The 23431-nt window shown below is 43.9% G+C and carries 26 protein-coding genes; 10 read left to right on the top strand and 16 right to left on the bottom strand.

The features are described 5' to 3' along the window. From R7Z49_RS19965 to R7Z49_RS19940, 6 genes are all read right to left on the bottom strand, one after another. Entirely contained in the window at positions 1-696 is a 696-nt protein-coding gene (locus R7Z49_RS19965) for a WbqC family protein (RefSeq protein WP_206949345.1), read from the bottom strand. Further along, positions 693-1775, bottom strand: coding sequence for a DegT/DnrJ/EryC1/StrS family aminotransferase (locus R7Z49_RS19960; protein WP_138939701.1), 1083 nt, complete (start codon positions 1773-1775; stop codon positions 693-695). The genes R7Z49_RS19965 and R7Z49_RS19960 overlap by 4 nt, the downstream gene beginning before the upstream one ends. After that, the gene (rfbA, locus tag R7Z49_RS19955; protein ID WP_054576842.1) at positions 1765-2649 is read right to left on the bottom strand and encodes a glucose-1-phosphate thymidylyltransferase RfbA; all 885 of its coding nucleotides are present in this window, start codon (positions 2647-2649) and stop codon (positions 1765-1767) included. Before rfbA ends, R7Z49_RS19960 begins: the two co-directional genes overlap by 11 nt. Continuing rightward, entirely contained in the window at positions 2649-3716 is a 1068-nt protein-coding gene (gene rfbB, locus R7Z49_RS19950) for a dTDP-glucose 4,6-dehydratase (RefSeq protein WP_318111954.1), read from the bottom strand. The genes rfbA and rfbB overlap by 1 nt, the downstream gene beginning before the upstream one ends. A 139-nt stretch (positions 3717-3855) precedes the next feature. Continuing rightward, positions 3856-4566 carry a 3-deoxy-D-manno-octulosonic acid kinase gene (locus R7Z49_RS19945; protein ID WP_318111953.1) on the bottom strand — a complete coding sequence of 237 codons (711 nt, stop codon included), beginning with the start codon at positions 4564-4566 and terminating at the stop codon, positions 3856-3858. Between the two features lie 11 nt (positions 4567-4577). Next, positions 4578-4985, bottom strand: a complete 408-nt coding sequence (locus R7Z49_RS19940) for a diacylglycerol kinase (protein WP_005395798.1) — start codon at positions 4983-4985, stop codon at positions 4578-4580. A 107-nt stretch (positions 4986-5092) separates the two neighbouring features. On the opposite strand from R7Z49_RS19940, the gene R7Z49_RS19935 reads away from it, so the two are divergent. From R7Z49_RS19935 to R7Z49_RS19925, 3 genes are read left to right on the top strand one after another with little or no spacing between them, the layout of a single operon-like run. Beyond that, positions 5093-6148 (top strand): glycosyltransferase family 9 protein, encoded by a 1056-nt coding sequence (locus R7Z49_RS19935; protein ID WP_318111952.1) that lies wholly within the window; start codon positions 5093-5095, stop codon positions 6146-6148. Between the two features lie 35 nt (positions 6149-6183). Beyond that, a complete protein-coding gene (locus R7Z49_RS19930) occupies positions 6184-6951 on the top strand; it encodes a glycosyltransferase family 2 protein (RefSeq protein ID WP_206949349.1) in 768 nt (255 codons plus the stop codon). Beyond that, on the top strand, positions 6948-7736 hold the full coding sequence (locus tag R7Z49_RS19925; protein ID WP_138939696.1) for a glycosyltransferase family 2 protein: 789 nt from the start codon (positions 6948-6950) through the stop codon (positions 7734-7736). Before R7Z49_RS19930 ends, R7Z49_RS19925 begins: the two co-directional genes overlap by 4 nt. Before the next feature lie 30 nt (positions 7737-7766). Here R7Z49_RS19925 and R7Z49_RS19920 read toward each other — a convergent pair whose 3' ends face one another. The 8 genes from R7Z49_RS19920 to R7Z49_RS19885 all read right to left on the bottom strand — a co-directional run bounded on the left by R7Z49_RS19920 (position 7767) and on the right by R7Z49_RS19885 (position 14108). After that, the gene (locus tag R7Z49_RS19920; protein ID WP_053303391.1) at positions 7767-8702 is read right to left on the bottom strand and encodes a glycosyl transferase family 90; all 936 of its coding nucleotides are present in this window, start codon (positions 8700-8702) and stop codon (positions 7767-7769) included. After that, a complete protein-coding gene (coaD, locus tag R7Z49_RS19915; protein ID WP_017820709.1) occupies positions 8689-9171 on the bottom strand; it encodes a pantetheine-phosphate adenylyltransferase in 483 nt (160 codons plus the stop codon). Before coaD ends, R7Z49_RS19920 begins: the two co-directional genes overlap by 14 nt. Positions 9172-9257: 86 nt before the next feature. Next, a complete protein-coding gene (gene mutM / locus R7Z49_RS19910; protein WP_042522608.1) occupies positions 9258-10067 on the bottom strand; it encodes a bifunctional DNA-formamidopyrimidine glycosylase/DNA-(apurinic or apyrimidinic site) lyase in 810 nt (269 codons plus the stop codon). 102 nt (positions 10068-10169) lie between these two features. Beyond that, positions 10170-10646 carry a hypothetical protein gene (locus tag R7Z49_RS19905; protein WP_031777180.1) on the bottom strand — a complete coding sequence of 159 codons (477 nt, stop codon included), beginning with the start codon at positions 10644-10646 and terminating at the stop codon, positions 10170-10172. A gap of 276 nt (positions 10647-10922) precedes the next feature. Beyond that, positions 10923-11093, bottom strand: coding sequence for a 50S ribosomal protein L33 (gene rpmG, locus R7Z49_RS19900; RefSeq protein WP_004410866.1), 171 nt, complete (start codon positions 11091-11093; stop codon positions 10923-10925). Between the two features lie 13 nt (positions 11094-11106). Beyond that, complete coding sequence (rpmB, locus tag R7Z49_RS19895) at positions 11107-11343, bottom strand: 50S ribosomal protein L28 (RefSeq protein WP_005384783.1); 237 nt, start codon at positions 11341-11343, stop codon at positions 11107-11109. A 302-nt stretch (positions 11344-11645) separates the two neighbouring features. After that, a complete protein-coding gene (radC, locus tag R7Z49_RS19890) occupies positions 11646-12320 on the bottom strand; it encodes a RadC family protein (protein WP_017820707.1) in 675 nt (224 codons plus the stop codon). A gap of 114 nt (positions 12321-12434) precedes the next feature. After that, the gene (locus R7Z49_RS19885; protein ID WP_213893963.1) at positions 12435-14108 is read right to left on the bottom strand and encodes a methyl-accepting chemotaxis protein; all 1674 of its coding nucleotides are present in this window, start codon (positions 14106-14108) and stop codon (positions 12435-12437) included. A gap of 193 nt (positions 14109-14301) precedes the next feature. Here R7Z49_RS19885 and coaBC point away from each other — a divergent pair, with 193 nt between their 5' ends. From coaBC to R7Z49_RS19870, 3 genes are all read left to right on the top strand, one after another. Beyond that, on the top strand, positions 14302-15501 hold the full coding sequence (gene coaBC, locus R7Z49_RS19880) for a bifunctional phosphopantothenoylcysteine decarboxylase/phosphopantothenate--cysteine ligase CoaBC (RefSeq protein WP_025768318.1): 1200 nt from the start codon (positions 14302-14304) through the stop codon (positions 15499-15501). Positions 15502-15672: 171 nt separating this feature from the next. Then, on the top strand, positions 15673-16263 hold the full coding sequence (gene slmA, locus R7Z49_RS19875) for a nucleoid occlusion factor SlmA (protein ID WP_005379386.1): 591 nt from the start codon (positions 15673-15675) through the stop codon (positions 16261-16263). Positions 16264-16269: 6 nt separating this feature from the next. Further along, positions 16270-17220, top strand: coding sequence for a Kdo(2)-lipid IV(A) acyltransferase (locus R7Z49_RS19870; RefSeq protein WP_025768317.1), 951 nt, complete (start codon positions 16270-16272; stop codon positions 17218-17220). Between the two features lie 84 nt (positions 17221-17304). Here R7Z49_RS19870 and pyrE read toward each other — a convergent pair whose 3' ends face one another. After that, positions 17305-17946, bottom strand: coding sequence for an orotate phosphoribosyltransferase (gene pyrE / locus R7Z49_RS19865; protein ID WP_318111951.1), 642 nt, complete (start codon positions 17944-17946; stop codon positions 17305-17307). Between the two features lie 104 nt (positions 17947-18050). After that, positions 18051-18767 (bottom strand): ribonuclease PH, encoded by a 717-nt coding sequence (gene rph / locus R7Z49_RS19860; protein WP_017634994.1) that lies wholly within the window; start codon positions 18765-18767, stop codon positions 18051-18053. Positions 18768-18951: 184 nt separating this feature from the next. On the opposite strand from rph, the gene R7Z49_RS19855 reads away from it, so the two are divergent. The 4 genes from R7Z49_RS19855 (at position 18952) to R7Z49_RS19840 (ending at position 22717) form a co-directional block, all read left to right on the top strand. After that, on the top strand, positions 18952-19818 hold the full coding sequence (locus tag R7Z49_RS19855) for a YicC/YloC family endoribonuclease (protein WP_005395766.1): 867 nt from the start codon (positions 18952-18954) through the stop codon (positions 19816-19818). 189 nt (positions 19819-20007) lie between these two features. Further along, complete coding sequence (locus tag R7Z49_RS19850) at positions 20008-21321, top strand: tyrosine-type recombinase/integrase (RefSeq protein ID WP_104968971.1); 1314 nt, start codon at positions 20008-20010, stop codon at positions 21319-21321. Between the two features lie 180 nt (positions 21322-21501). Next, on the top strand, positions 21502-21717 hold the full coding sequence (locus R7Z49_RS19845; RefSeq protein ID WP_104968970.1) for a helix-turn-helix transcriptional regulator: 216 nt from the start codon (positions 21502-21504) through the stop codon (positions 21715-21717). Between the two features lie 376 nt (positions 21718-22093). After that, a complete protein-coding gene (locus tag R7Z49_RS19840; RefSeq protein ID WP_258512551.1) occupies positions 22094-22717 on the top strand; it encodes an inovirus Gp2 family protein in 624 nt (207 codons plus the stop codon). Positions 22718-23431: the final 714 nt, after the last annotated feature.

The following is a 23431-nucleotide window of genomic DNA, read 5'->3' as shown; positions in this document are numbered from 1 at the left end:
CTATTTCAATATATTTTTTTCAATCATGCTTATTATATTTTCTTTACTTTCATTCATCATCACATCAATAATAGACAAATGACTAATAAAACTATCCTTGTTATTAAACTGATAATACTCATCTGCGCAAAACTCTATAAAGTTTAATGATATCCCTTCATTTTTAAACTCTTCTTTATCATATAGACTAACCCCTCCGAGGGTATTCACGTAGTTATTACAATTATAAATATGACAAAGATTATAAATTTTTTCTTTTGCTGACTTATCTCTTTCGTAATCAATGTTTGAGGTAAAGTCAAATTTAAAATCTAAACCTAGATATTTAAACACTTCAATGATAGAAAGCGCTGATATTTTTGATACACTTCGATCTTTATAACAAATAACCTTTTCTATTATAGGAAAAACCTCATCAAAAAATGGTGCTTTAGAGTAGTTTTGACGTATCGTTGATAGTAACTTTCCCGTCTTATCAGTGTATTCTAAATCCTTTATTAGCGTAAAACTCGAAGCTTTATGAATCGGCAATGTAAACAAGTGCTTGCCATTTTTCGTCAAAATGTTATTACGATTGATGTAACCACCCTTGATATATGTCACATCATCATAAAACAAAAAAAAGTCACTATGGTATGCTAATTGATAGTATCCAATATATGGAAACAAATATGGCTGCATTAAAGCCAACTTCATGACATTACTTCCTTAACAACATTTACTACAGTTAATAGTTCAGACTCAGTCATATTCGCATGAAGTGGCAAACAAATCGCGCCTTCAGAAATTTTTTGACTTACAGGGCAACCAAAGCTTTTTCTGTTGGGGTAAGCAACATCCAAAGACGGAGTGAAATATCGTCGGTGTTGAATGTCATGCTTCGACAAAGCATCAAGAAGCGTTTGCTGCTGAGCTGCATCTTCTATATAAATCGGCATGTAAGAACCATTGTATGACGCTTCTGGTAGCCAAAGAGGTAATTCAACGTAAGGTTCTAAAAGCGCCCGGTACAAACTAAATAGGTGAGATCGATGCTCAAGCACCTCTCCAATCTGGTCAAGTAGTGTTAATCCTACTGCGCATTGGTACTCATTCAACTTTGCATTAATACCTGGCTCGCCTAATTGTCCATTCGCTTGAAGACCAAAGTTAATTAACTCTTTCGCACATAAATAATCTTCATGACGCTTGAATACAATTGCACCACCTTCGACTGTATGGAATATCTTAGTAGCATGAAAACTCAATGTACTAGCATCGCCAAAGTTTAAGAGAGACTCCTGACCAACCTTAACTCCAAATGCATGAGCAGCGTCGTATAGAACTTTGACCTTATATTGCTCTGCAATTTCTTTGAAACTCTCAACTTCACAAGGATTTCCATATACATGTGTTGCAACAACCCCATCTACTTGAGAATTTGCTTCAAGAGCTGCTTTCAAAGCATCTGGAGATAAGTTATAAGATTTTGAATCGATATCGCAATAGCTCACATCAATACCTTGCCACATCAACGCTGATGAAGTTGCAACAAAGCTAAATGGTGTAGAGATCGCGGATTCAATTCCTAAAACTTTACATGCCACCTGAAGTGCCAGCGTACCATTAGAAACTAACAATAAGTTTTTAACACCCAAAAACGTTTCAAGTCGTCTAGTAAGCTTTTCATGCAATGGCCCAAAGTTAGTATACCAACCACTCTCATTTACTTGAGATAAATAGTTAGAAAGCTTAGTTAAGTCTGGGGCTAATGGACTGTTAAGTTTAATTGTCATCTTCGCTCACAATGCTTGATAGGTAGATACCATAATTGTTCTTCTTAAGGGCATCAGCTGCCGCCATTAACTTCTGTTTGCTAATCCAACCATTGTTAAAGGCAATTTCTTCCAAACATGCAATCTTATAACCTTGTCGTTTCTCTATCGTCGAAACAAATTGAGCAGCTTCGAGCAAGCTTTCGTAAGTACCTGTGTCTAACCAGGCAAAACCACGCCCTAACATTTCAACATTGAGCTCGTTTGCTGTTAGGTACATTTGATTTAATGTGGTAATTTCCAGCTCACCTCGCTCTGATGGTTCGACTTGCTTAGCTCTACTCACGACTTGGTTGTCAAAGAAGTACAGCCCCGTCACAGCATAGTGGCTCTTTGGCTTAGCTGGTTTTTCTTCAATAGAGATAGCTTTTCTGTCGGCGTCAAACTCAACCACACCAAAGCGCTCAGGGTCTTTCACTTGGTAGCCAAACACCGTAGCCCCATTGCCACTCTCTGCCGTCTCAACCGCTTTCTTTAACTTTGGAGTGAACCCCTGCCCATAAAAGATGTTGTCACCCAGCACTAAACATACTGAGTCATCGCCAATGAATTCTTCGCCAATGATGAACGCTTGAGCTAAGCCATCTGGACTTGGTTGAATCGCGTATTGCAACTCAATGCCAAACTCTGAGCCATCACCCAATAGGCGCTGAAAACCCTCCTGGTCTTCTGGCGTGGTGATGATCAAGATTTCACGAATGCCCGCAAGCATGAGTACTGACAACGGGTAGTAAATCATTGGTTTGTCATAAACCGGCAGTAACTGCTTAGAGACACCGCGTGTAATAGGGTAAAGTCGAGTGCCCGAGCCACCTGCTAAAATAATGCCTTTCATTATTCGCCCGCTCCTAATCTCTCAAGACTGTATGAACCATCAAGCACACGTTGCCACCATTGTGGATTGCTTAGGTACCATTCGACGGTTTTGCGAATGCCGCTTTCAAACGTTTCTTCTGGCGTCCAGCCAAGCTCTTGAGCGATCTTGGTCGCATCAATTGCGTAACGCACATCATGACCTGGGCGATCTTTCACATACGTGATCAAAGATTCATAAGACTCGACCCCGGCCGGCTTGTCTGGTCGCAACTCTTCAAGCAAAGCACAAATGGTTTTCACCACTTCGATGTTGGCTTTTTCGTTATGACCACCGATGTTGTAGGTCTCACCGACTTCACCTTCGTTGACCACTTTGTAAAGCGCGCGAGCATGGTCTTCCACAAACAGCCAATCTCGGATTTGCATACCATCACCGTACACAGGCAACGGCTTGCCATCCAAGGCATTCAAAATCATCAGTGGGATCAGTTTCTCTGGGAAATGGTAAGGTCCATAGTTGTTCGAGCAGTTGGTCACCAACGTAGGAAAACCGTAAGTGCGTTGCCACGCTCGAACAAGATGATCGCTGGACGCTTTAGAAGCGGAGTACGGGCTACTCGGCGCATAGGATGTAGTTTCAGTAAACAAATCATCCGTTCCCTCTAGATCGCCATACACTTCATCCGTAGAAATATGATGAAAACGGAATGCCGATTGGCGCGCTTCATCTAAGCCCGACCAATATTGACGAGCCGCTTCAAGCAAATGGTAAGTGCCCATCACGTTGGTCTCAATAAAAGCAGCAGGACCATCAATAGAGCGATCGACATGAGACTCGGCGGCCAAATGCATCACCCTATCGGGTTGATGCTCTGAAAACACGCGATCTAGTTCAGCTCGGTCACAGATATCTACTTGCTCGAAGTAGTAACGTTCACTATCTGAGACATCAACCAGTGATTCTAGATTCCCTGCGTAGGTCAGTTTATCTAAATTGATAACAGTATCTTGAGTGACACGAATGATATGTCGGACAACAGCTGACCCAATGAAGCCAGCTCCACCGGTTACTAATATTTTCTTCACGAATGTTACCTACGTTAATTTGTGTGTCATCAGATACACATGAATACTTATGATTGTAGTTTATGGACTCACTCGAACGTCGTTGGACACAAGAAAGGCTTACTTAGGGCAATCAATTATAAAATGATAAAAAAACCAATTAAATTTGAGAAGCGTAACCGTCCTGCAAATGCTCAAAATCGGATTCTTGCCAAATAATCTTTCGCTTTAAACGCTCTTTATTAAATGAACGCAGGAGTCTATTTAGATTTTGGTCTTTCCAGTCACCAGAAGCTTCAAAGCGGCACTTATCAAAATCGATAATCCATACCTTATCTTTGTCGTCGATCAAGATATTGTGGATATTCAAATCGGTATGGTTAACGCCAACCTGATGCATCTTGGCAATTTCTTGCCCTATTTTTTGATACATGTCTGCCGATAAAGACTGTTCTTGCAAGATACTAACCAGATCTCTGGCGTTTGGGATTCGCTCACTTAATAAATCAGCTTGATAGAAGAGTCCTGACTTTACGGCTCTTGCTGCAATAGGACGAGGAACGTGCACCCCAGCCTCAATTAGCGCCAACAAAAGCTGAAACTCTTGCGCACAACGGGTGTTATCCCAGCCAGAGAACCAATAATGATCGTTAACTAACTTCCCAAACAAACCGCCACGACGGTAATGACGTAGTGCCGCTTGCATGTTCTCTAGTTGGATAAACCATGTCGTGCCTCGCCCCGTCGCACTGCCAACCACATTGTCGGAGGACTGCCAGTATTCCGCATCAAATATCGGTTGGCTAGGGTCTGTAATGATCTCGTCATCAAACCAGATCACTTGGTTGTTGTTTTTATACTGTCGAGTCATACGCTCACCCTCTAGCCTAAATATCGGCTGGCTAATATATACAACCAAGTAAATGCAGCGAACGCCAATGCAACCATAACGGCAGCAGAGCCTATATCTTTAGCTCGACCACTGAGTTCATGCCGTTCAATACCGATACGATCAACCACTGCCTCAATCGCTGAGTTTACAAGCTCTACAATCAAGACTAATACCACGACCCCGATCATTAAGATACGCTCAACCATGCCGACATCCACTAGCCAAGCCAAAATCACAGCAATACTCAACAGAGCCAACTCTTGTCGAATGGCAGCTTCATGCTTAAAAGCCGCTTTTAATCCTTGGATCGAATAACCCGTCGCTTTAACGATGCGCTTTAGTCCGGTGTTACCCGGCTTGCCAGATTCTTGCGATTGATGTGGTGTTGTCTTTGACATTGCAGAACACTTATCAGTACTTAGCTATATTCGAGCCGTGTATTTTACATTTATTGGGGATGTCTGCATAATTTACCTGCCTCTATTCATCGAATCAGACAATAATTATGTTCACTTCTGCCCCATCGTCACTATGCGTCTTGCGTTTGTCCGCTATCGGAGACGTCTGCAATACTATCGCCACCATTCAAGCTATTCAGAAACACTGGCCTTCGACCCAGATTACTTGGATAACGGGTAAACTTGAAGCCCAGTTATTAGCCGCCATCGATGGTGTAGAAGTGGTTGTTTTTGATAAAAAAGCGGGACTTGATGGCTACAAATCACTTTGGCGACAGCTGAAAGGCAGAGAGTTTGATGCGCTATTGCATATGCAGTACGCGATTCGAGCGAGTATCGCAACGTTGGGCATTAAAGCAAAATACAAACTTGGTTTCTCTTCTGATAGAAGCCAGGACTTTCAAACACTATTTACCAATGTCAAAGTGCCTTCCCCGCAATCTCTGCATGTCGCAGATGGCTTAATGGCCTTTACCCATCAAATTGGGGTACCAAAGGCAGAACTAGACTGGGTACTTTCTTATTCAGACCACGACCAAGCTTGGGCAGAGTCTCATATTTCTCGTAGTAAACCTAACCTGCTGATTGTGCCTGGTGCGAGCAAAGCTTATAAAAACTGGAACGCGGAAGGTTATGTGGATGTGATTCATCACGCCAGAGCAAAAGGCTGGAACGTGATTCTGGCAGGCAGCCCTGCTCAGGTAGAATTGGATCTGGCAGAAGCCATTCAATCTCGCTTGGAAGAACCGTGTCTAAATTTAGTTGGACAAAGTTCAATTCTGCAAATGCTTGCGTTAATAGATAAGGTTGAAATGGTCATCGCCCCCGATACCGGACCAGCACACATGGCGAATGCAATGAAAACACCAATCATCGGGCTCTATGCACACCATAATCCGCTGCGAGTGGGACCTTACCGTTATCTAAAATACGTTGTCTCAGTGTATGAAGAAACGATCTTTGCGGAAACAGGTAAAAACAGTCACGAGTTAAGCTGGCGAACTCGCGCTAAAGATGAAACGGCAATGAACCGCATTACCAGCACTCAAGTAATGAGCATGTTCGATCAAGTCTTAGAAGATTTGTATCCTCAATACCAGTAAACTTACTGTCTTGATTTGTTAAGAAGGAAATGACCTTGTCCAAACCAACCTTAGCCGTTGCCTTAATTGTAAAAAATGAAGAGAAGCACTTACAAGCTTGTCTAGACACAGTAAAAGATTGGGTCGATGAGATTGTCCTTCTAGACTCGGGCAGCACCGATCGCACCGAAGAAATCGCCCGACAATACACAGATAAGTTTTACACCAATCTAGATTGGCCAGGTTTCGGTAAACAACGCCAACTTGCGCAGCAATACGTTACGGCAGACTACGTTTTATGGCTTGATGCAGACGAACAAGTCACTCCAGAGCTAACAGAAAGTATCTTACACGCGGTATCAGCCAATAAGCCGAACGTTTTATACAAACTTAATCGACTAAGCTCTGCGTTTGGTAAGTTCATCTACCATTCTGGTTGGTCTCCAGACTGGATTGTGCGCTTATATCGCACCGAATATACGCAATATAATGATTCGCTCGTTCATGAAAAAGTTGATGAGAAAAACTATCAAACTGAAAAACTGGATGGTCGACTGCATCACTACACTTACGAGCACCTTCATCATTACATCAATAAAACCACTGGCTACCTCAAGGCCTGGACGGATGAACGTGAAGGTAAAAAGAAAGCAGGTTTAACGACCGCTATCGTTCACGCTCTTGCTAGCTTTTTGAAGATGTATGTTCTCAAACGAGGCTTCCTTGATGGCAAACATGGCTTCATTCTAGCTTGGCTAAGCATGCACTCTACTTTTGTAAAATATATCGATCTCTACTTACGTGAACAGGCAAAAAAATCATGAAAACGACTTTAATTATCACCACTTACAACTGGAAAGAAGCATTAAAAGCGGTGTTAGAAAGCGTGAAACGTCAAACCGTTTTGCCTGATGAAGTCATCGTTGCAGATGACGGTTCTCGAGACGATACCAAAGCAATGATCGACCAACTGCGTGACGGCTTTCCGGTTCCACTTATTCATAGCTGGCAGGAAGATAATGGCTTTCGTGCTGCGATGAGCCGCAACCGTGCCATCGCAAAATCCTCTGGTCGTTATATCATAATTATTGATGGTGACATGGTGCTATCACCATCATTTATTGAATCACATAAACGCGTCGCAAAGCCAAATTGGTTTGTGCAGGGTGGACGTGTGCTGACAGATGAAAACTGCAGTAAAGCGATTATGGAAAGCAGCCTAGTACCTTCTATTTTTAGCAAAGGTATTCGCAATCGCAAGAACTGTATCACCAATATACTGCTATCAAAATGGTTCTCGCGTAAACGTAATAATGCTAATTCAACACGCAGCTGTAATATGGCATTCTGGAGAGAGGATGCACTTGAGGTCAATGGCTTCAACCAAGATTTTGTCGGCTGGGGACGTGAAGATAGCGAGTTTGTTCACCGTATGTTGAATGCGGGCAAGTCACGTCTTTACCTAAAATTCGCAGGTGTAGGCTACCACTTGTACCACGTAGAAAACTCGCGCGCGTCACTCGGACAAAATGACGAGATTTTAGAAAACACCATTAAAAACAAGCTTAAACGCTGTGAGAATGGTGTTGATCAATTTCTAGAAGCTTAAGATTATAAAAAGGGGCGTTTCGCCCCTTTTTTATTGTTGCTGAGATAAAGCGAAGTACTTATCGGCAACCATCAATGAGATCAAACGCTCTTTACGTTTATCTTTGAACTGCTCAACCCACTGGTGCGCATTTTCAATGATCGCTAATGCTTCTTGCTCATTCGCTAGGTAATAATCCATCTTTTCGGGTAAATCCGAATAGTCATCCTTCACTTCAACATAGTGGACGCCTGCCTCTAACTTACCTTCCATAAACCAAGTCTCATATTTTGGCTTTGACATAATAACCAAGGAGTTAGACGACATAGCCCACTTAAGGTTGGTGGCCACATCATTGCCTTCTATACAGAGCAAAAACTTATACTGCAGTTGCTCTTCAATACTCATAAAGCCCTTTTCCCATGGTTTCCCTTCTACCGGGCGGGTCTGGCCAATATTGCATTGCGGATGGTTGTAAAACGCATGAATCACCTTTTTACGATGCGGCTGAAAACCCACGCCGCGCCACGCTACCATGTCCTTTTTATCTTGATAGCGAACAGGATCATCAATAAATTTAAAATGACGAACTTGATTAAGTTTCAACACCACTGAATTTTGGTTGTTACCAAAAATAGGGCGGCTTTTTATAAAGCTCGGTACATTGGGGATGTGTGTAACATCGCCGTTGATGTAGTTAAACGCAAAACTGGAAGGGAAATAGCGTACAACTTGGCGAAGATCGAAAAAATACGTCCAGCCTTTCGTTTTTTTGAATGTATCGATGGTCGAGTAACTTTGTTCTCGGCTATCAACTGAAAACGGCGTTTCACACTTATTGTAATAGTTCACCCGCTCAATACAGCGTTGCTGCTCTGCTTCGGTCAGATTCGAAAGTAAACGCTTGGCTTGTGCTCGATATACAAAGCGAGGGATAAGTATCGAGAGAGCGTTTGAGAAATAATAAGGGAACTTACTGTCTTTCATTGAGTTTTTCCCCAATCGCGATGGCTACTGGCTTGGGAACGAATTGTTCGATACTTCCGCCATGAATCGCTACTTCTCTCACGATAGTCGACGATAAAAACGCAAACTCTTCTTCAGGAGTTAAAAATACGCTCTCGATTCCTGGTAATAGCTTTCGGTACATGTTGGTCAGTCCAAACTCGTATTCAAAGTCTACCGTTGTTCGTAAACCACGGATAAGAACCTTAGCTTTCTCATTTCTCGCGAAATCCACTAATAACCCGGAGAACCCCTTTACCGTCACACCAGGTAAATGCGCTACAACGTCCTGCATCAGTGCAACGCGCTCTTCCAATGAAAACATAGTGTTCTTCGATGGGCTTGCGGCTACGCCAATCACAACCTCATCAAACATTTCGTGAGTACGTTCTATTAGATTGAGGTGACCATTAGTCACTGGATCAAAAGTGCCCGGATAAATGACTTTCATATAATTTACTAAGTTATTCGAAACTGATTGAATTATTGAGGCTCGAACGCAAGATTACAACAACTTAAGCTCGATAATAGCTCGACTTACTTCTGACACTCACTACAAAAGAAGGTATTACGTTGGCCAATCTTTAGCTCTTGAAGTCGTTCGCCACACTCTGGGCATGGCTCTCCGGGTTTTCCGTAAACCAATAACTCTTGTGCAAAGTAACCCGGCTTTCCATCGGCTTGCGCAAAATCTTTCAGAGTAGTCCCACCTTGCGTAATGGCAATCTCAAGTGTCATTTTGATATTTTCAACAAGTAACCTCCACTCTTGAGAAGTCAACTTACCTGCGGGCCTTGAAGGGTGAATTCGAGATTTAAACAACGACTCATTCGCGTAGATGTTCCCAACACCAACCACGACTTTGTTGTCCATGATGAACTGCTTGACGGCGACACGCTTATTTTTAGCTTTCTCCGCTACATATTCCGCATTGAACTCTTCAGTTAAAGGCTCAGGCCCCATGTTTGCTAGCACAGCATGTGACTCGCCAGGAGCACACCACAGCCATGCCCCAAAACGACGCGGATCGTTATAACGCAGTATTTTTCCACTGCTTAGTTTGAGATCCACATGATCGTGCTTTGCTGGCGGAAAGTCGGCATCTAGGACACGTAAAGACCCAGACATGCCCAAGTGAACAATGGCTGTACCTGTGTTTGTCTCGATCAGTAAGTATTTCGCACGACGGCTAATCGCACGGATCACCTGCCCTTCCAATTTTTTAAGCTCTGTAGGAATATCCCAGCGCAATTTAGGCGTTCGAAAAGTAAACGACTGGATCGTTTGTCCAACCATGTGGGGGCTAATCCCCATACGGCTCACTTCAACTTCTGGCAACTCAGGCATTAGATTCTCCAATTCACCGGCTAATAGTTCTCGCTGCTAGCATAATCGAAAAGAAAAACGATAAATAGGGAAGCTTATTAGGGGTATAGGCGCAAAAAGGCTCTACTCTGGCATAAGGTAGTTTTCATCGACGGAGATAGCGACCCATTTGTCTTGCCAGGTTTTAAATAGCCAAAAATCAGGTAAACGAAAGAAAGTCACCCGCTGCGGCTCTTCGAGATCCTGATACCAAACTTCTACCGTTTCAGGTACCGTCAGGTTAGGTTTTAAATGATCGTACTGTTCTGAGGTGAGCTCGGTCCCTTCCAATGATTGCCAGCGTGATACAAGTTCACTGATCGGTGCATCAACTTTGATGTTGGATTGCCATCGTCCATCATGCAGTTCAAACTCCCAGCCACTATAGTACAAAGACTCCACCGTATAGTCGGAGCGAAGTACATTTGGGTAAGGGTCTGCTTGGTCTGTTAATAGGTAAGTTTTGATCCACATCGGCGCATTTAAGATCACTATAAACGCGATAATGCCCAGAATAAGAATATTGTTCCATCGGCGGCGACGAGCCGGACTCACACGCATAACCATCTCTACTCTCTTATCGTTATGAGTAAACTACCAAAGAGTATTGAGCTTGACTAGAACAACGGTGTGCAAGTGTGTAGGGAAGTGGTAACGAAGCGGCAGAGAGCGATCAATCAAAAATTCGAGTATAGAGTCGGACCAGTAAAATAACTTCAGCAGTACTTTATAATCCGATGACGTACTGAACACTTTATCTTCAGCACTTTTATTCAGGTAATAAAAAACCCAACTCGAAAGTTGGGTTTTTCAATTCATCAAAGAGACTGAAACCAATTATTTGATTTTTGCTTCTTTGTACATAACGTGCTGGCGAACTACTGGATCAAACTTTTTGATCTCAAATTTGCCTGGCATGTTACGCTTGTTCTTATCAGTTGTGTAGAAGTGGCCTGTACCTGCAGAAGATACTAGACGGATTTTCTCACGAACGCCTTTCTTTGCCATTGCTTATTTCCTCTTAAACGTTTTCGCCACGTGCACGCATGTCTGCAAGAACAGTATCAATACCTTTCTTGTCGATGATGCGCATACCTTTAGCAGATAGACGTAGTTTAACAAAACGTTTTTCGCTCTCTACCCAGAAACGATGAGTTTGTAGGTTCGGCAGAAAACGACGCTTAGTAGCATTTCGTGCGTGTGAACGGTTGTTACCCGTTACTGGACGCTTACCAGTTACTTGGCATACTCGTGACATGAATGTCTTCTCCAAAATCGTTTCAGCTCGATATCAACCTTGGTGGCCGAACCTCTCTATCTCTCGAAAAGAAGTTAGAGGTTAAGAACCGCTATGGAAAATCCATACAAGGCTATCAAAGGTCGCGCATTATACTAACTTGATATGCATTGCTCAAGACCCGAACAGATCCTTTTTACAGGTTTTCGTGATCTTTTTTTAGACAGCAGATTTTTTTAGCAGTCCAAGCTGAATTCAGTTAAAAATTTAGTGGCGTGGATGATAGCAGATTTTTAGCAACTAACAACCTAAAAAACGCACAGTTATATCCAGCCTCTTTCAGCAAAAGAGACACTTTCCCCATCTCCGATGACGAAATGGTCCAAAATACGAATATCCACCAATGCTAATGCGTCGATGAGACGCCTTGTAATCCTTCTGTCAGCTTGGCTCGGCTCAGCGACGCCTGAAGGATGATTGTGCGCCAAAATCAAAGCCGCCGCGTTATGATGCAGAGCACGCTTGACGACTTCTCTCGGATACACCGACGCTGCATCCAACGTTCCTTCAAATAAAATTTCATCTTTTATCACTCGGTGCTGGTTATCGAGAAAAAGAATATAAAAAGCCTCTCTTTGCCGATCCCTTAAAATAGAAGACAGATATAACTTAGTTTGGTCGGGGCTGGTTAAGGCATCACCACGCTTTAGCGTCTCCGCCAAGTAACGTTGTGTCATTTCTAGTACCGCTTGCAACTGAACATACTTGGCTTGCCCTAATCCTTTGTGACGACAAAACTCTTCTTCTGATGCTGAAAATAGTTGTCTGAGCGAACCAAAGTCTTGAATAAGGAAGTCTGCAAGCTCAATCACGTTCATTCCGCGGGTGCCTGTGCGCAAGAAGATGGCCAGCAGTTCGGCATCGGTCAAAGCTTGCGGCCCTCGTTGCAGTAGCTTCTCTCTGGGCATGGACTCATTTGGCAAAGCTTTCAATATCATCTGATGTCTCTTTATATGGAAAGTGTCCCTATTCCACAAAACAAAAAGCGAAAGTCGAGTATGACTTTCGCTTTCTTCGTACCATCAGTGCTTTCCATGCAACTTAACAGTTCATCAGAGTTTAAAGTTGCCAACCAAGCCGTGAATTTCCGTTCCAGACTGTGATAGCTGCGTGCTGATTGACTCGGCATGCTGCAACGTCTCATTAATGTTGTTCACGATCTGTTGAATAGCCACTAAGTTTTGGTTGATGTCTTCTGCAACCGCACTTTGTTCTTCTGCGGCAGACGCGGTTTGAATACCCATATCTCGAATTGTTCCGATAGAATGATGAACACCAGAAAGAGATTGCTGAATGAGCGCAGATTCTTCCGCCGTTTTGACACCTCGTTTTTGGCTCACCGACATCGTACTGACCGCTCTTGATACACCATTTTGTAGCTGCTTGAGCATGTCGCCAATTTCATGAGTACTATTTTGCGTACGACTGGCTAACGAGCGCACTTCATCCGCAACGACGGCAAACCCTCGACCTTGCTCACCGGCTCTAGCCGCTTCAATCGCCGCATTTAGGGCCAACAAATTCGTTTGCTCGGCTATCTCGCCAATCACATCCAGCACTTTGGTTATTTTTTCGGTCTGTAAACTCAACTCAGAAATTGCATCTGACGTGCTGTCTATCTCCGTCACGAGTTCGGTAATGCCTTCTATTGCTTGCTCGACCTCATGCTGAGCGGCGGTGACTTGACTGTTGGCATCGTCAATTGCCTGCGCGGTCGAATTGGTATTGCTGGCTACTTCTTTGGCAGTCATGCTCATTTGCGTCACTGCCGTCACGACTTTGTCCGTCTCTAAACAGTGATCCTGCATTTGACCGCTCGCTTGGCTGGTCTGAGAGTTCAGGCTTTGAGAAACGGTCTGTACTGTCGTCGCAGAGCGATGAATGTCCTGCATCAGTGGGTGCAGCTTATCCATAAACTCATTAAACGCGGCCGCCACTTCACCGACTTCATCCTGACTTTCGACTTTTAAACGAGCCGTTAAGTCACCGCCGCCTGCGGCAACATCTTTTAATGAAGCCGCGACATGTTGTAATGGCTGAATGCCTTTAGACACCACGATACTGGTGAGAACACTGGTAATGATCAATCCAATAACGGAAATCAACACGGCAGATAATGTATGCTCTTTTAGCTCTTGAGTCTTTAACTCTCTGTGCATCGCAACTTGCTGGTCGATGTCATCAATATAAACGCCAGTACCTAAAACCCAGTCCCATTTCGATAGATATTCTGCATAGCCCAACTTAGGCGCTTGTGCGTCAATGGTCGGTTTGTGCCACGAGAAATAGAGGAACCCATCCCCTTTTTGAGAAGCGTCAATCAAGCCCGCAATAACTGCGACCCCATTTTCATCTTTTAAGTCGTAAAGGTTTTTACCCTCTAATGCAGGTTTGATGGCGTGCAACGTATTCACACCTTGAGAGTCGTAGGCAAAAAAGTAACCATCGCTTTCAAAGCGCATGGCTTTCAGAATTTCTTTTGCTGCCTCTTTATTACTTCCATTTACATCCGCGTCGTATAACGGTTTTATCGCCGTCACGCCCATCATCATATAGGCTTGTAACTCTTTCTTTTTCGTTTCGATGAGCTCTTGCCTGTCTCTTGCTAACTCCGCTTCCAAACTTTTACTGCTGTTGATGTAATACACCACTGAGATCAACGTAGTGATCAACAGCAGCGGAATTAGGGTTATCAGCAGCAATTTGTTTCGACTTTTCAACACCATGGTTTCCACTACCTCTTTTTCTTTTCAGACTTGCAAACTCCGCGCAACTTGTCTGTGAGGTAGGCGAGAATTTTCCCTTCCTCGGTCAGATTAATACTCTGGAGTTTGATGTGAATTATCTTCTCGTTATATATGCTCGGGCGGTCAGACTTTGAATTGTGTTAAAATCCGGTCATCAAATTGGAGATCTCACATGCAAACACTAGCAGGAAAGAAAATTCTACTCGGCATCAGTGGCGGTATTGCCGCGTATAAATGTGCGGAGCTAACCCGTCGCCTCATAGAGAGAGGAGCGCAAGTTCAAGTTGTAATGACGAAAGCCGCAAAAGAGTTCATTACCCCTTTAACCATGCAAGCCGTTTCGGGCCGTCCTGTCTCTGACAGTTTACTAGACCCAGCAGCGGAAGCCTCTATGGGCCATATTGAATTGGCCAAATGGGCAGATTTAGTGCTATTAGCGCCCGCGACCGCGGACTTAATCGCGCGCATGTCCGCAGGCATGGGGAACGATTTACTTACTACGCTCGTGCTCGCGACGGATTCCCCTGTTGCTGTTTCTCCGGCGATGAATCAACAGATGTATCGCAATATCGCAACCCAAGAGAACATCGCTACGTTAGCGCGTCGTGGTATGCACATCTGGGGCCCTGCGGCAGGAGAGCAAGCCTGTGGTGATGTAGGACCAGGTCGAATGCTGGAACCAATGCAGCTAGTACAGCTATGTGAACAGTTCTTTCAACCAAAATTGCTAGAAGGTAGGTCGATACTCATTACCGCCGGACCAACTCGCGAAGCGATTGATCCAGTGCGTTACATTACGAACCATAGCTCCGGGAAAATGGGCTATGCATTGGCGAGCGCCGCAGCGCAGATGGGAGCAAAAGTCACCCTCGTGAGCGGTCCTGTCAGTTTAAATACGCCCGTAGGTGTTGAGCGCATAAATGTTTCCAGTGCACAAGAGATGCACGAAGCCGTTATGACACATGCAAACCAGCATGATGCCTTTATTAGCTGCGCTGCCGTTGCCGACTACCGCCCACAAACGATCGCGTCTCAAAAGTTGAAAAAGACAGAAGACAACGACGAAATGGTCATTAATATGGTTAAAAATCCTGATATTGTTGCATCTGTGGCAGCAATGACGGAGAAGCGTCCGTTTACCGTCGGTTTTGCGGCTGAAACCAATGATGTAGAGACCTATGCTCGAGGCAAGTTAACAAAGAAAAACCTCGATATGATCTGTGCAAACGACGTTTCGGTTGCAGGGCAAGGATTTAACAGCAACGACAACGCAATTACCCTTTACTGGCCTGAAGGTGAACTTGCGCTCGCTTTGGAATCAAAAGAAGCATTGAGCTTTAAAATTCTCGAAAAAATGCATCAATTGATGTAACTAACGTTTGAAAACCCTGCCAATTTTTTACAAAAGCTGGCATAAATTTGGTACAAAAATGACAACTAAGGGTGTTAAATCTCCCATTCCACCCTTAGTGGTCTAGTTTGAGGCGAAATAGCGTCTTATAATCCCCTCCGCTCAACTTTGTATTTTGAAAGGAAGTAACTAATGGCCGGCAGTAAAAAATCCAACCGTCGTGAAGAAATCTTACAAGCATTGGCAGAAATGCTTGAATCAACAGATGGCGCTTCACGCATTACTACGGCAAAACTGGCCAAGCAAGTCGGCGTTTCAGAAGCCGCGCTGTATCGTCATTTCCCAAGTAAAGCGCGCATGTTCGAAGGGTTGATTGAGTTCATTGAAGAAGCCTTGATGACACGTATCAACCGTATTCTAGACGACGAAAAAGATACACTAGAGCGTATTCGTATGGTGATGCACCTTATTTTGGCGTTCTCTGAACGTAACCCAGGTCTGACACGCATTTTGTCGGGTCATGCTCTAATGTTTGAAAATGAACGTCTACGTGAACGCATCAATCAACTCTTTGAGCGTATAGAAACACAATTGCGCCAAATCCTGCGTGAACGTAAGATTCGTGAAGGGAAGTCTTTCCCTGTCGAAGAGCGCATCCTAGCCGCGCAAATTCTGGGACAAGTTGAGGGGAGCCTAAACCGCTTTGTGCGTAGCGACTTTAAATACCAGCCGACTGCAAACTTTGACGAGTACTGGGCGCTTTTGAGTGCACAAATAAAGTAAAAGACTATGAGTAAAGACAAATACACGCAGCCCGAGTTTTCTCTTTCACTTCTTCACCCTCGTAACTGGGGCGTATGGCTTGGTTTTGGTCTGTTGGCCATCCTCGTCAATATTCTTCCTTATCGGCTGCTGCTTTCATTAGGTCGTTCACTCGGCAAACTTGGCATGCGCTACGGTAAAAAGCGTGTCCACGTTGCTCAGCGTAACTTAGAATTGGCCTTTCCAGACAAAACACCTGAAGAGATTCAACATATTGTTGAAGAGAACTTCAAAAATACCGGTATGGCACTGATAGAAACCGGAATCACTTGGTTCTGGCCGACTTGGCGCTTTAAAAACCTGATCGTCGAGAAAGATCTCGGCGCACTGCGTGAAAAAGCCAAAGAAGGTAAAGGCGTCCTACTTTGTTGTGTCCATGCTCTTAATCTAGAGATCACTGCGCGTGCTTTCGCCGTGTTAGGCGTGGCCGGGTACGGCGCGTTTCGTCCGCATAATAATCCTGCTTATAACTTTATCCAGTATTGGGGACGGACACATAACGGCAATAAACTGATTGATCGTAAAGATGTAAAAAAGATGATTCGTGTTTTACGCAGCGGTGAGCGTCTGTTCTATTTACCGGATCACGATTACGGTCGCAAAAAATCAGTATTTGTGCCCTTCTTTGCCGTAGACGATGCGTGTACGACAACAGGCACGAGCATTCTGGCGTATACCTCAAAATGTGCGATCATCCCAGGCTCAGGGTTTCGCAATGACGAAGGAAAATACGACATCATCGCCGATAACTGCATTGAAGCCGATTATCCACAAAAAGACGAAGTCGCCGCTGCCGCTTATATGAACAAGTATGTGGAAAAAGTCATTCTACGCGCTCCAGAGCAATGGATGTGGCTCCATAAACGCTATAAAACCATGCAAGATGAGCATGTCGAGAAAGGCATTCGCTATAAGTAAGTGGTCAAGGCGATGAATCCAAAAACAAAAAAGGGCAGATGAATATCCATCTGCCCTTTTTACTTTTTCAGAAAAAGTAACCAATTAAATGCCGTATTCTGCGCGGTACGCTTTGACTGCTTCTAGATGCTCTTTGTCTGTGCCTTTCTCTTCAAGGAAAGTCACAAGGTCAGTCAGGCTAATGATTGAGATGATTGCACAACCAAAGTCACGCTCCACTTCTTGGATCGCAGACAACTCACCTTTGCCTTTTTCTTGGCGGTCAATCGCAACCAACACACCAGCAAGGTCTGCACCATTCGCCTTGATGATTTCCATCGATTCACGAATCGCAGTACCTGCTGTGATTACGTCATCCACTAGCATGATTCGACCTTCAAGCGCAGAGCCTACAAGGTTACCGCCTTCGCCGTGATCTTTCGCTTCTTTACGGTTGAAGCAGTAAGGCGTGTCGATATCGTGGTGATCCGCCAGCGCGACTGCTGTTGTCGTCGCGATTGGGATACCTTTGTACGCCGGGCCAAACAGTACATCAAACTCAATGCCAGAATCAGCGAGCGCGGCTGCGTAAAAACGACCAAGACGCGCTAGGTCACGACCAGTATTGAAAAGACCAGCGTTAAAGAAGTACGGGCTTTTACGGCCAGATTTCAAAGTAAACTCACCAAACTTAAGAACTTCTTTCTCAAGTGCAAACTCAATAAATTCACGCTGGTATGCTTTCATTATTTTCTCTCTATGTCCTTGGTTTCTTGTGTCTCTTCTCGACAATCATTCATTTCTCTATTGTCGAGATAAAAAAATAGCCCCCATAATGGGAGCTATCTAAATCAATTGGCTAACGCCGCCTTCTGCGCTGCGACAATTTCCGTAATGCCGACTTTCGCCGACTCTAGCAGAGCCATCAGCTGCTCGTGACTGAACGGTTCACCTTCTGCGGTGCCCTGAATTTCAATCATCTTGCCTTCTTCTGTCATTACCACGTTCATGTCTGTGTCTGCCGCTGAATCTTCAACGTATTCAAGGTCACACAGAACATCATCACCTAGCAAACCAACTGAAACTGCCGCTACGTGGCCTTTCATTGGGTTTGCTTTTAGCTTGCCGCTATCTACTAGGTGTTGGAATGCATCGGCCATTGCAACACTTGCGCCGCTGATGGATGCAGTACGCGTACCACCGTCAGCTTGGATAACGTCACAGTCAACGGTGATCATGAACTCACCCATGGCTTTTAGGTCGACAACAGCGCGTAGGCTTCGCGCGATAAGACGCTGAATTTCCATCGTACGGCCGCCTTGTTTGCCACTTGCCGCTTCACGACGAGTACGCGAATGTGTTGCTCGAGGTAGCATGCCGTATTCAGCTGTAACCCAGCCTTTACCTTGACCTTTTAGCCAACGTGGCACAGATTCTTCGACGGTCGCATTACACAACACTTTGGTGTTACCGAACTCAACTAGCACTGACCCTTCAGCGTAAGCTGTGTAGTTACGAGTAATTTTGATAGGGCGAACTTGATCCGCCTTGCGATCGTTTGGACGCATGGGCATCTACCTTAAATATGAGGAGAAGACGATTTGGTTGGGCGAAGATTATAACGGAATCGATTCCGGATTCATAGGTTACGCCGCTGGCACAACATAAACAATCCATACATCCCGCGCACCTATCGACGCAGCGTGATACACTCTTGAAGTAATTTTCAAAAAATGAAGACAGGAAAATTCGATGATTTACAGTATGACAGCGTATGCACGCAAAGAAGTAAAAGGCGATTGGGGTTCTGCGGTATGGGAAATCCGCAGCGTGAACCAGCGTTATTTAGAAACATACTTCCGCATGCCAGAACAATTTCGCGGGTTAGAGCCCGTTTTACGTGAGCGCTTTCGTAAGCGCTTAGCGCGAGGCAAAGTAGAATGTAATCTGCGTTTTGAAGCAAACCCTGCCGCAAAAGGTGAGCTTAGCATCAATGAAGCGCTTGCTAGCCAGGTAATTAAAGCCGCTGAACAAGTCATGCACATGACTGGTGAACTGAGCCGAATCAATCCATTTCAAGTCATGCAATGGCCGGGGGTAATGGAAACGCCAGAGCAAGACATGGATGCAGTAAATAAAGTGCTACTAGAAGCGTTTGATGGCGCAATGGATGAATTTATTGAAGCGCGCGCTCGTGAAGGCGAGAACATGAAAGCGCTGATTGAACAGCGTTTAGACGCCATCTCTGCAGAAGTCGTAAAAGTGCGTGCCCGCATGCCAGAAATTTTAGAATGGCAACGTGAGCGACTATTCTCGAAGTTCGAAGACGCTAAAGTGGAACTGGATCCATCTCGTATCGAGCAAGAGTTGATTTTGCTAGCGCAAAAATCGGATGTTGCTGAAGAGCTCGATCGCTTGGACTCTCACGTAAAAGAAACCACAAACATTCTGAAAAAAGGTGGCGCAGTGGGTCGCCGTCTAGATTTTATGATGCAAGAGTTCAACCGTGAATCAAACACGCTAGCGTCGAAATCCATCAGCACCGACATCACCGCATCGGGCGTTGAACTGAAAGTTCTAATTGAACAGATGCGTGAGCAGATCCAGAATATAGAATAGTGTTTTTACCTGTTTCATAGCGTCCCAAACATCAATATAAGCCACTGATTATAGTGGCTTTTTAATATCCATTGTTCCTATTTGTTTCACTGTGTTTCCTCTAGTATCATGCGAACTGATGACACAGATGATGACACAAACACCTGTGTCATCATTTTCCAATGATAAAGACAGCAAAGAAATTAGAACATGAACAATAAACAACTTGATGCCCTAATAAGAAAAGGCGAAGACACCATGCTTGGCCTTGGTGATGGGCTCTATTTCCGTATCGCAAGGAAAAAGCCGTCTTGGGTTGTAAAATATATAATCGCTGGCAAAAGGGCTCAGATCGCCTTACCTCAAATCTACCCTTCTCTGTCTATCAGCGAAGCAAAACGACAAGCCCTAGATATTCGTCAAAAAACAAAACTCGGTATCGATCCTAAATCCGAAAGGAAGAAAGGTGAGTTTAAAGCGATTCACAATGTAGATGCTCTCTATGAGGACTGGTATCAAGCTTTCGCTGTTAAGCAACTAAAGCACCCGCATATCCCTGAACGATACTATAGAAAAGAGGTCAAGCAGCATATCGGGGTTATGACTATCAGCGATGTAACGCCACAACACATCCGATTAATCATTGAGCGTATTGTCGAGTCAGGCAGAAATAGCATTGCGAACAAAGTATTACTGTTTTTAAAACAGTTGTTTAATCATGCTATTAAACTGAACCTTACAACCTTTAATCCAGCACAAGCCTTTTCTCCTAAAGATGCTGGTGGCACAGAAGTAAGCAGAAATCGCTGCCTAAGAGTCGATGAAATCAACTATGCCTTTAGGGTTATGCGCAGCCAGAGCCCTTCATTTACAAGGGACAACTATCTTGCTTGTTGCCTGTTACTCTGTTTTGGTTGTCGCAAAGGGGAATTAATTAGCGCCAAATGGGAAGACATCGATTTATTAGGGAGAATCTGGCATTGCATTCCAAATAAACAACGGAGGAATGCTCCGGTGCAAAAAGTATCTATCCCTATCCCAGATGTTGCTGTGTCATGGCTTGAAGAACTTAAATACCGAGCCGGCGGTTCCGAGTACGTGTTTCCTGCACGAAAGAAGAGCAAGCGAGGATATATCTCTGATGACACTCTTAACCATGCCCTTCAAACGCTGATGGGAATAGACCCTAGTAGTAAGAAAACAGCTTATTCGAACCTGATGCCTGATATAGAGCCCTTTACTGTTCATGACTTACGCAGAACATGCAGAAGCTTACTTTCTCAGCTTGGAGTCAGTGAGCAAGTGGCTGAACGCTGTCTAAACCACAAGATACAAGGCGTTGTAGGGATTTATGACCGATACCATTATTTAGATGAGCGTAGAGAAGCTTTAAATAAACTTGCCAACTTTCTTGAGCCATTTTTAAAACCCACGCCACCAGCTACAACCAATGGCGTGATAAAAAACGTTGGTGACGACTTTTTAGATAGTTCGCAAAAGCCAACAATTGAACAGATTGCATAGGCTAAACACACAAATTTTATTGGTGATCAAGATCACAAATTAAAAGCTCAACGTTGAGCAATTTACAAGGGGAAGCGTTAGGATGCCCCCCATTGGAACATACGGAAACTTTCTGTAACATCCAACAAATCAGTTTCCCCACCAAACTGAAACGCTACTGTAAGCACGAGGTAACCCCCCATGATTACAAGTAGCAACCTAACCGCAGGGTTTGACCGCATTATTAGAGAAGAGGAAAGAAAAGCTCTGACCTCAATCTCGCGGACACAAGCGTGGCGTTTAGAAAAACGTGGACTTTTTCCAAAGCGAGTAAAGCTTTGCGGTTCACACTCTGTAGGTTGGCGACTATCAGAGATTATGAATTGGATTGAAAGCAGAGGTGCAGATCATGAGTAATTATGATTTTGCTGCAACGGTTTCAGCTAATTCAATCAGAATTGTATCTAAACGAGAGCTAGCCGAAAGATTAGCAGTCAGTGAACGTACAATTCATCGAATGGTAGAGCGTCAGGAGATAAAACCACCACTAAGAACCCCAAAAGGGTATATCCGTGGATGGTTCGAGCAAGACATAAGTATGCTATTTTCCTAGACATCGTCAACTTACATAAAGGGCTTTCGAGCCCTTTTTCTTTTATTGAACGTGTCCTCATATGTCCTAAATTGACACTATTTGGTACTAGTTCTTTTCAAAAAACCGCTAACAAGCCCAATTCACGCCTAACATTTTAGTATGACGAAGGTGGGTTATTAATATAATTATATAGTGTTCATGTCTGATAAAGATCTAGTTATACATCCGTACTATAAGCATGTCGCCTACTACAACTACAAAGGCATGCAACAGCCTGTATTCTATTATCCTGAAGGGATTGATATTAAAGCTCTTCATCAAGCCTACAACCAATTGGATAATCTCTTTACTTATCACTCTCGGATAACCATCGTTTTAATCCAATTCCACCAAACGACTCAACTCCCCCACAACAAACATCTATCGAAGTTTATAGCGAGACTCAAGACGCTCTGTATCAAGCACTATAAAATTAGAGGTGATCGATTTGGCTACGCATGGGCGCGGGAAGAAGGGAAAGACGGTACAAATCAGCACTATCATATTGCCATTATGATTGATGGACACGTATGCCAAAAATCTTACCAAATAACCCAGCTAGCTAAACAGGCATGCAAGGATATTAGCCCTTTTTATTACATATATGCCCCTAAGCGAAATCTGTTTAAAGTTAAACGGACAGGGAGTGGCCGTATACTCAGAGCCGCCCGTATGAGAGCAAGCTATGCATACAAATACGCCTCTAAGGAGAAGGTTCCTGTTGGAGTGCGTCGATTCGGTTGCAGCTCGATAAAGCCAAAATCATCACTCTCTCATTTGTAAGCACAAGCAGCACACAATGCGATCTTTTTGTGATCTTTATGACGGAAAATATTGGTCAATAAATCAACTTCAGGCTTAGACACTGATGTCATTCCCTTATAGATTCGGATATTTGCATAAACAGTGTAATGCGCACATCACGACATCAACCAATTGAGAAGTGCCAAAACCAAATCACAAAACCGCGCTCCCTTCTCCACTTTGTGTCACTTTTCAATCAGGATTTCAGTTTTTATAACGAAGTGATAGATATGAACATCTTTGATTTCGGCTGGTGGCTGCGTACTAGCGATATGACAATGCCAGCCCCAGAGCGATAAGCTAATAATATCGCCATGATTAATCAAATTGCGGCAACCTTGGAAAAACAAGGGGGTTGCCTTTCCATTTTCGAGCAAAAATTAAACAACTTTGTGACCATTTTTATTTTACTTGCACCATAAAACAAGCCTGTTTAAGTGGCATTCAATAGCATTGTTATTCGCACCAATCTGATACCACGTGCCACCAGCGACAGTGGAAACGAATGAATAGTGTAACCGGATAATAGTGTTTGATCTAAGTGAATAAAGTTTGTCAAAAGCTAATATAGTTTGATCATTTTTGATGTTTACAGTTGTTATGTCTGACTCGTTTTTGCCCCATTCCGTGCTGAAACCTATTGTTTACGTCAAGCCTAATATGCATCATTTGACTTAGTTTTCATTATGATTC

Origin of the sequence: Vibrio sp. 1562 (genome assembly GCF_033340155.1) — a bacterium.
In the GTDB taxonomy this organism is placed as follows: domain Bacteria; phylum Pseudomonadota; class Gammaproteobacteria; order Enterobacterales; family Vibrionaceae; genus Vibrio; species Vibrio alginolyticus.
Note: the sequence above shows the minus strand (reverse complement) of the source record. Positions and strands in the feature narration are given on the sequence as shown.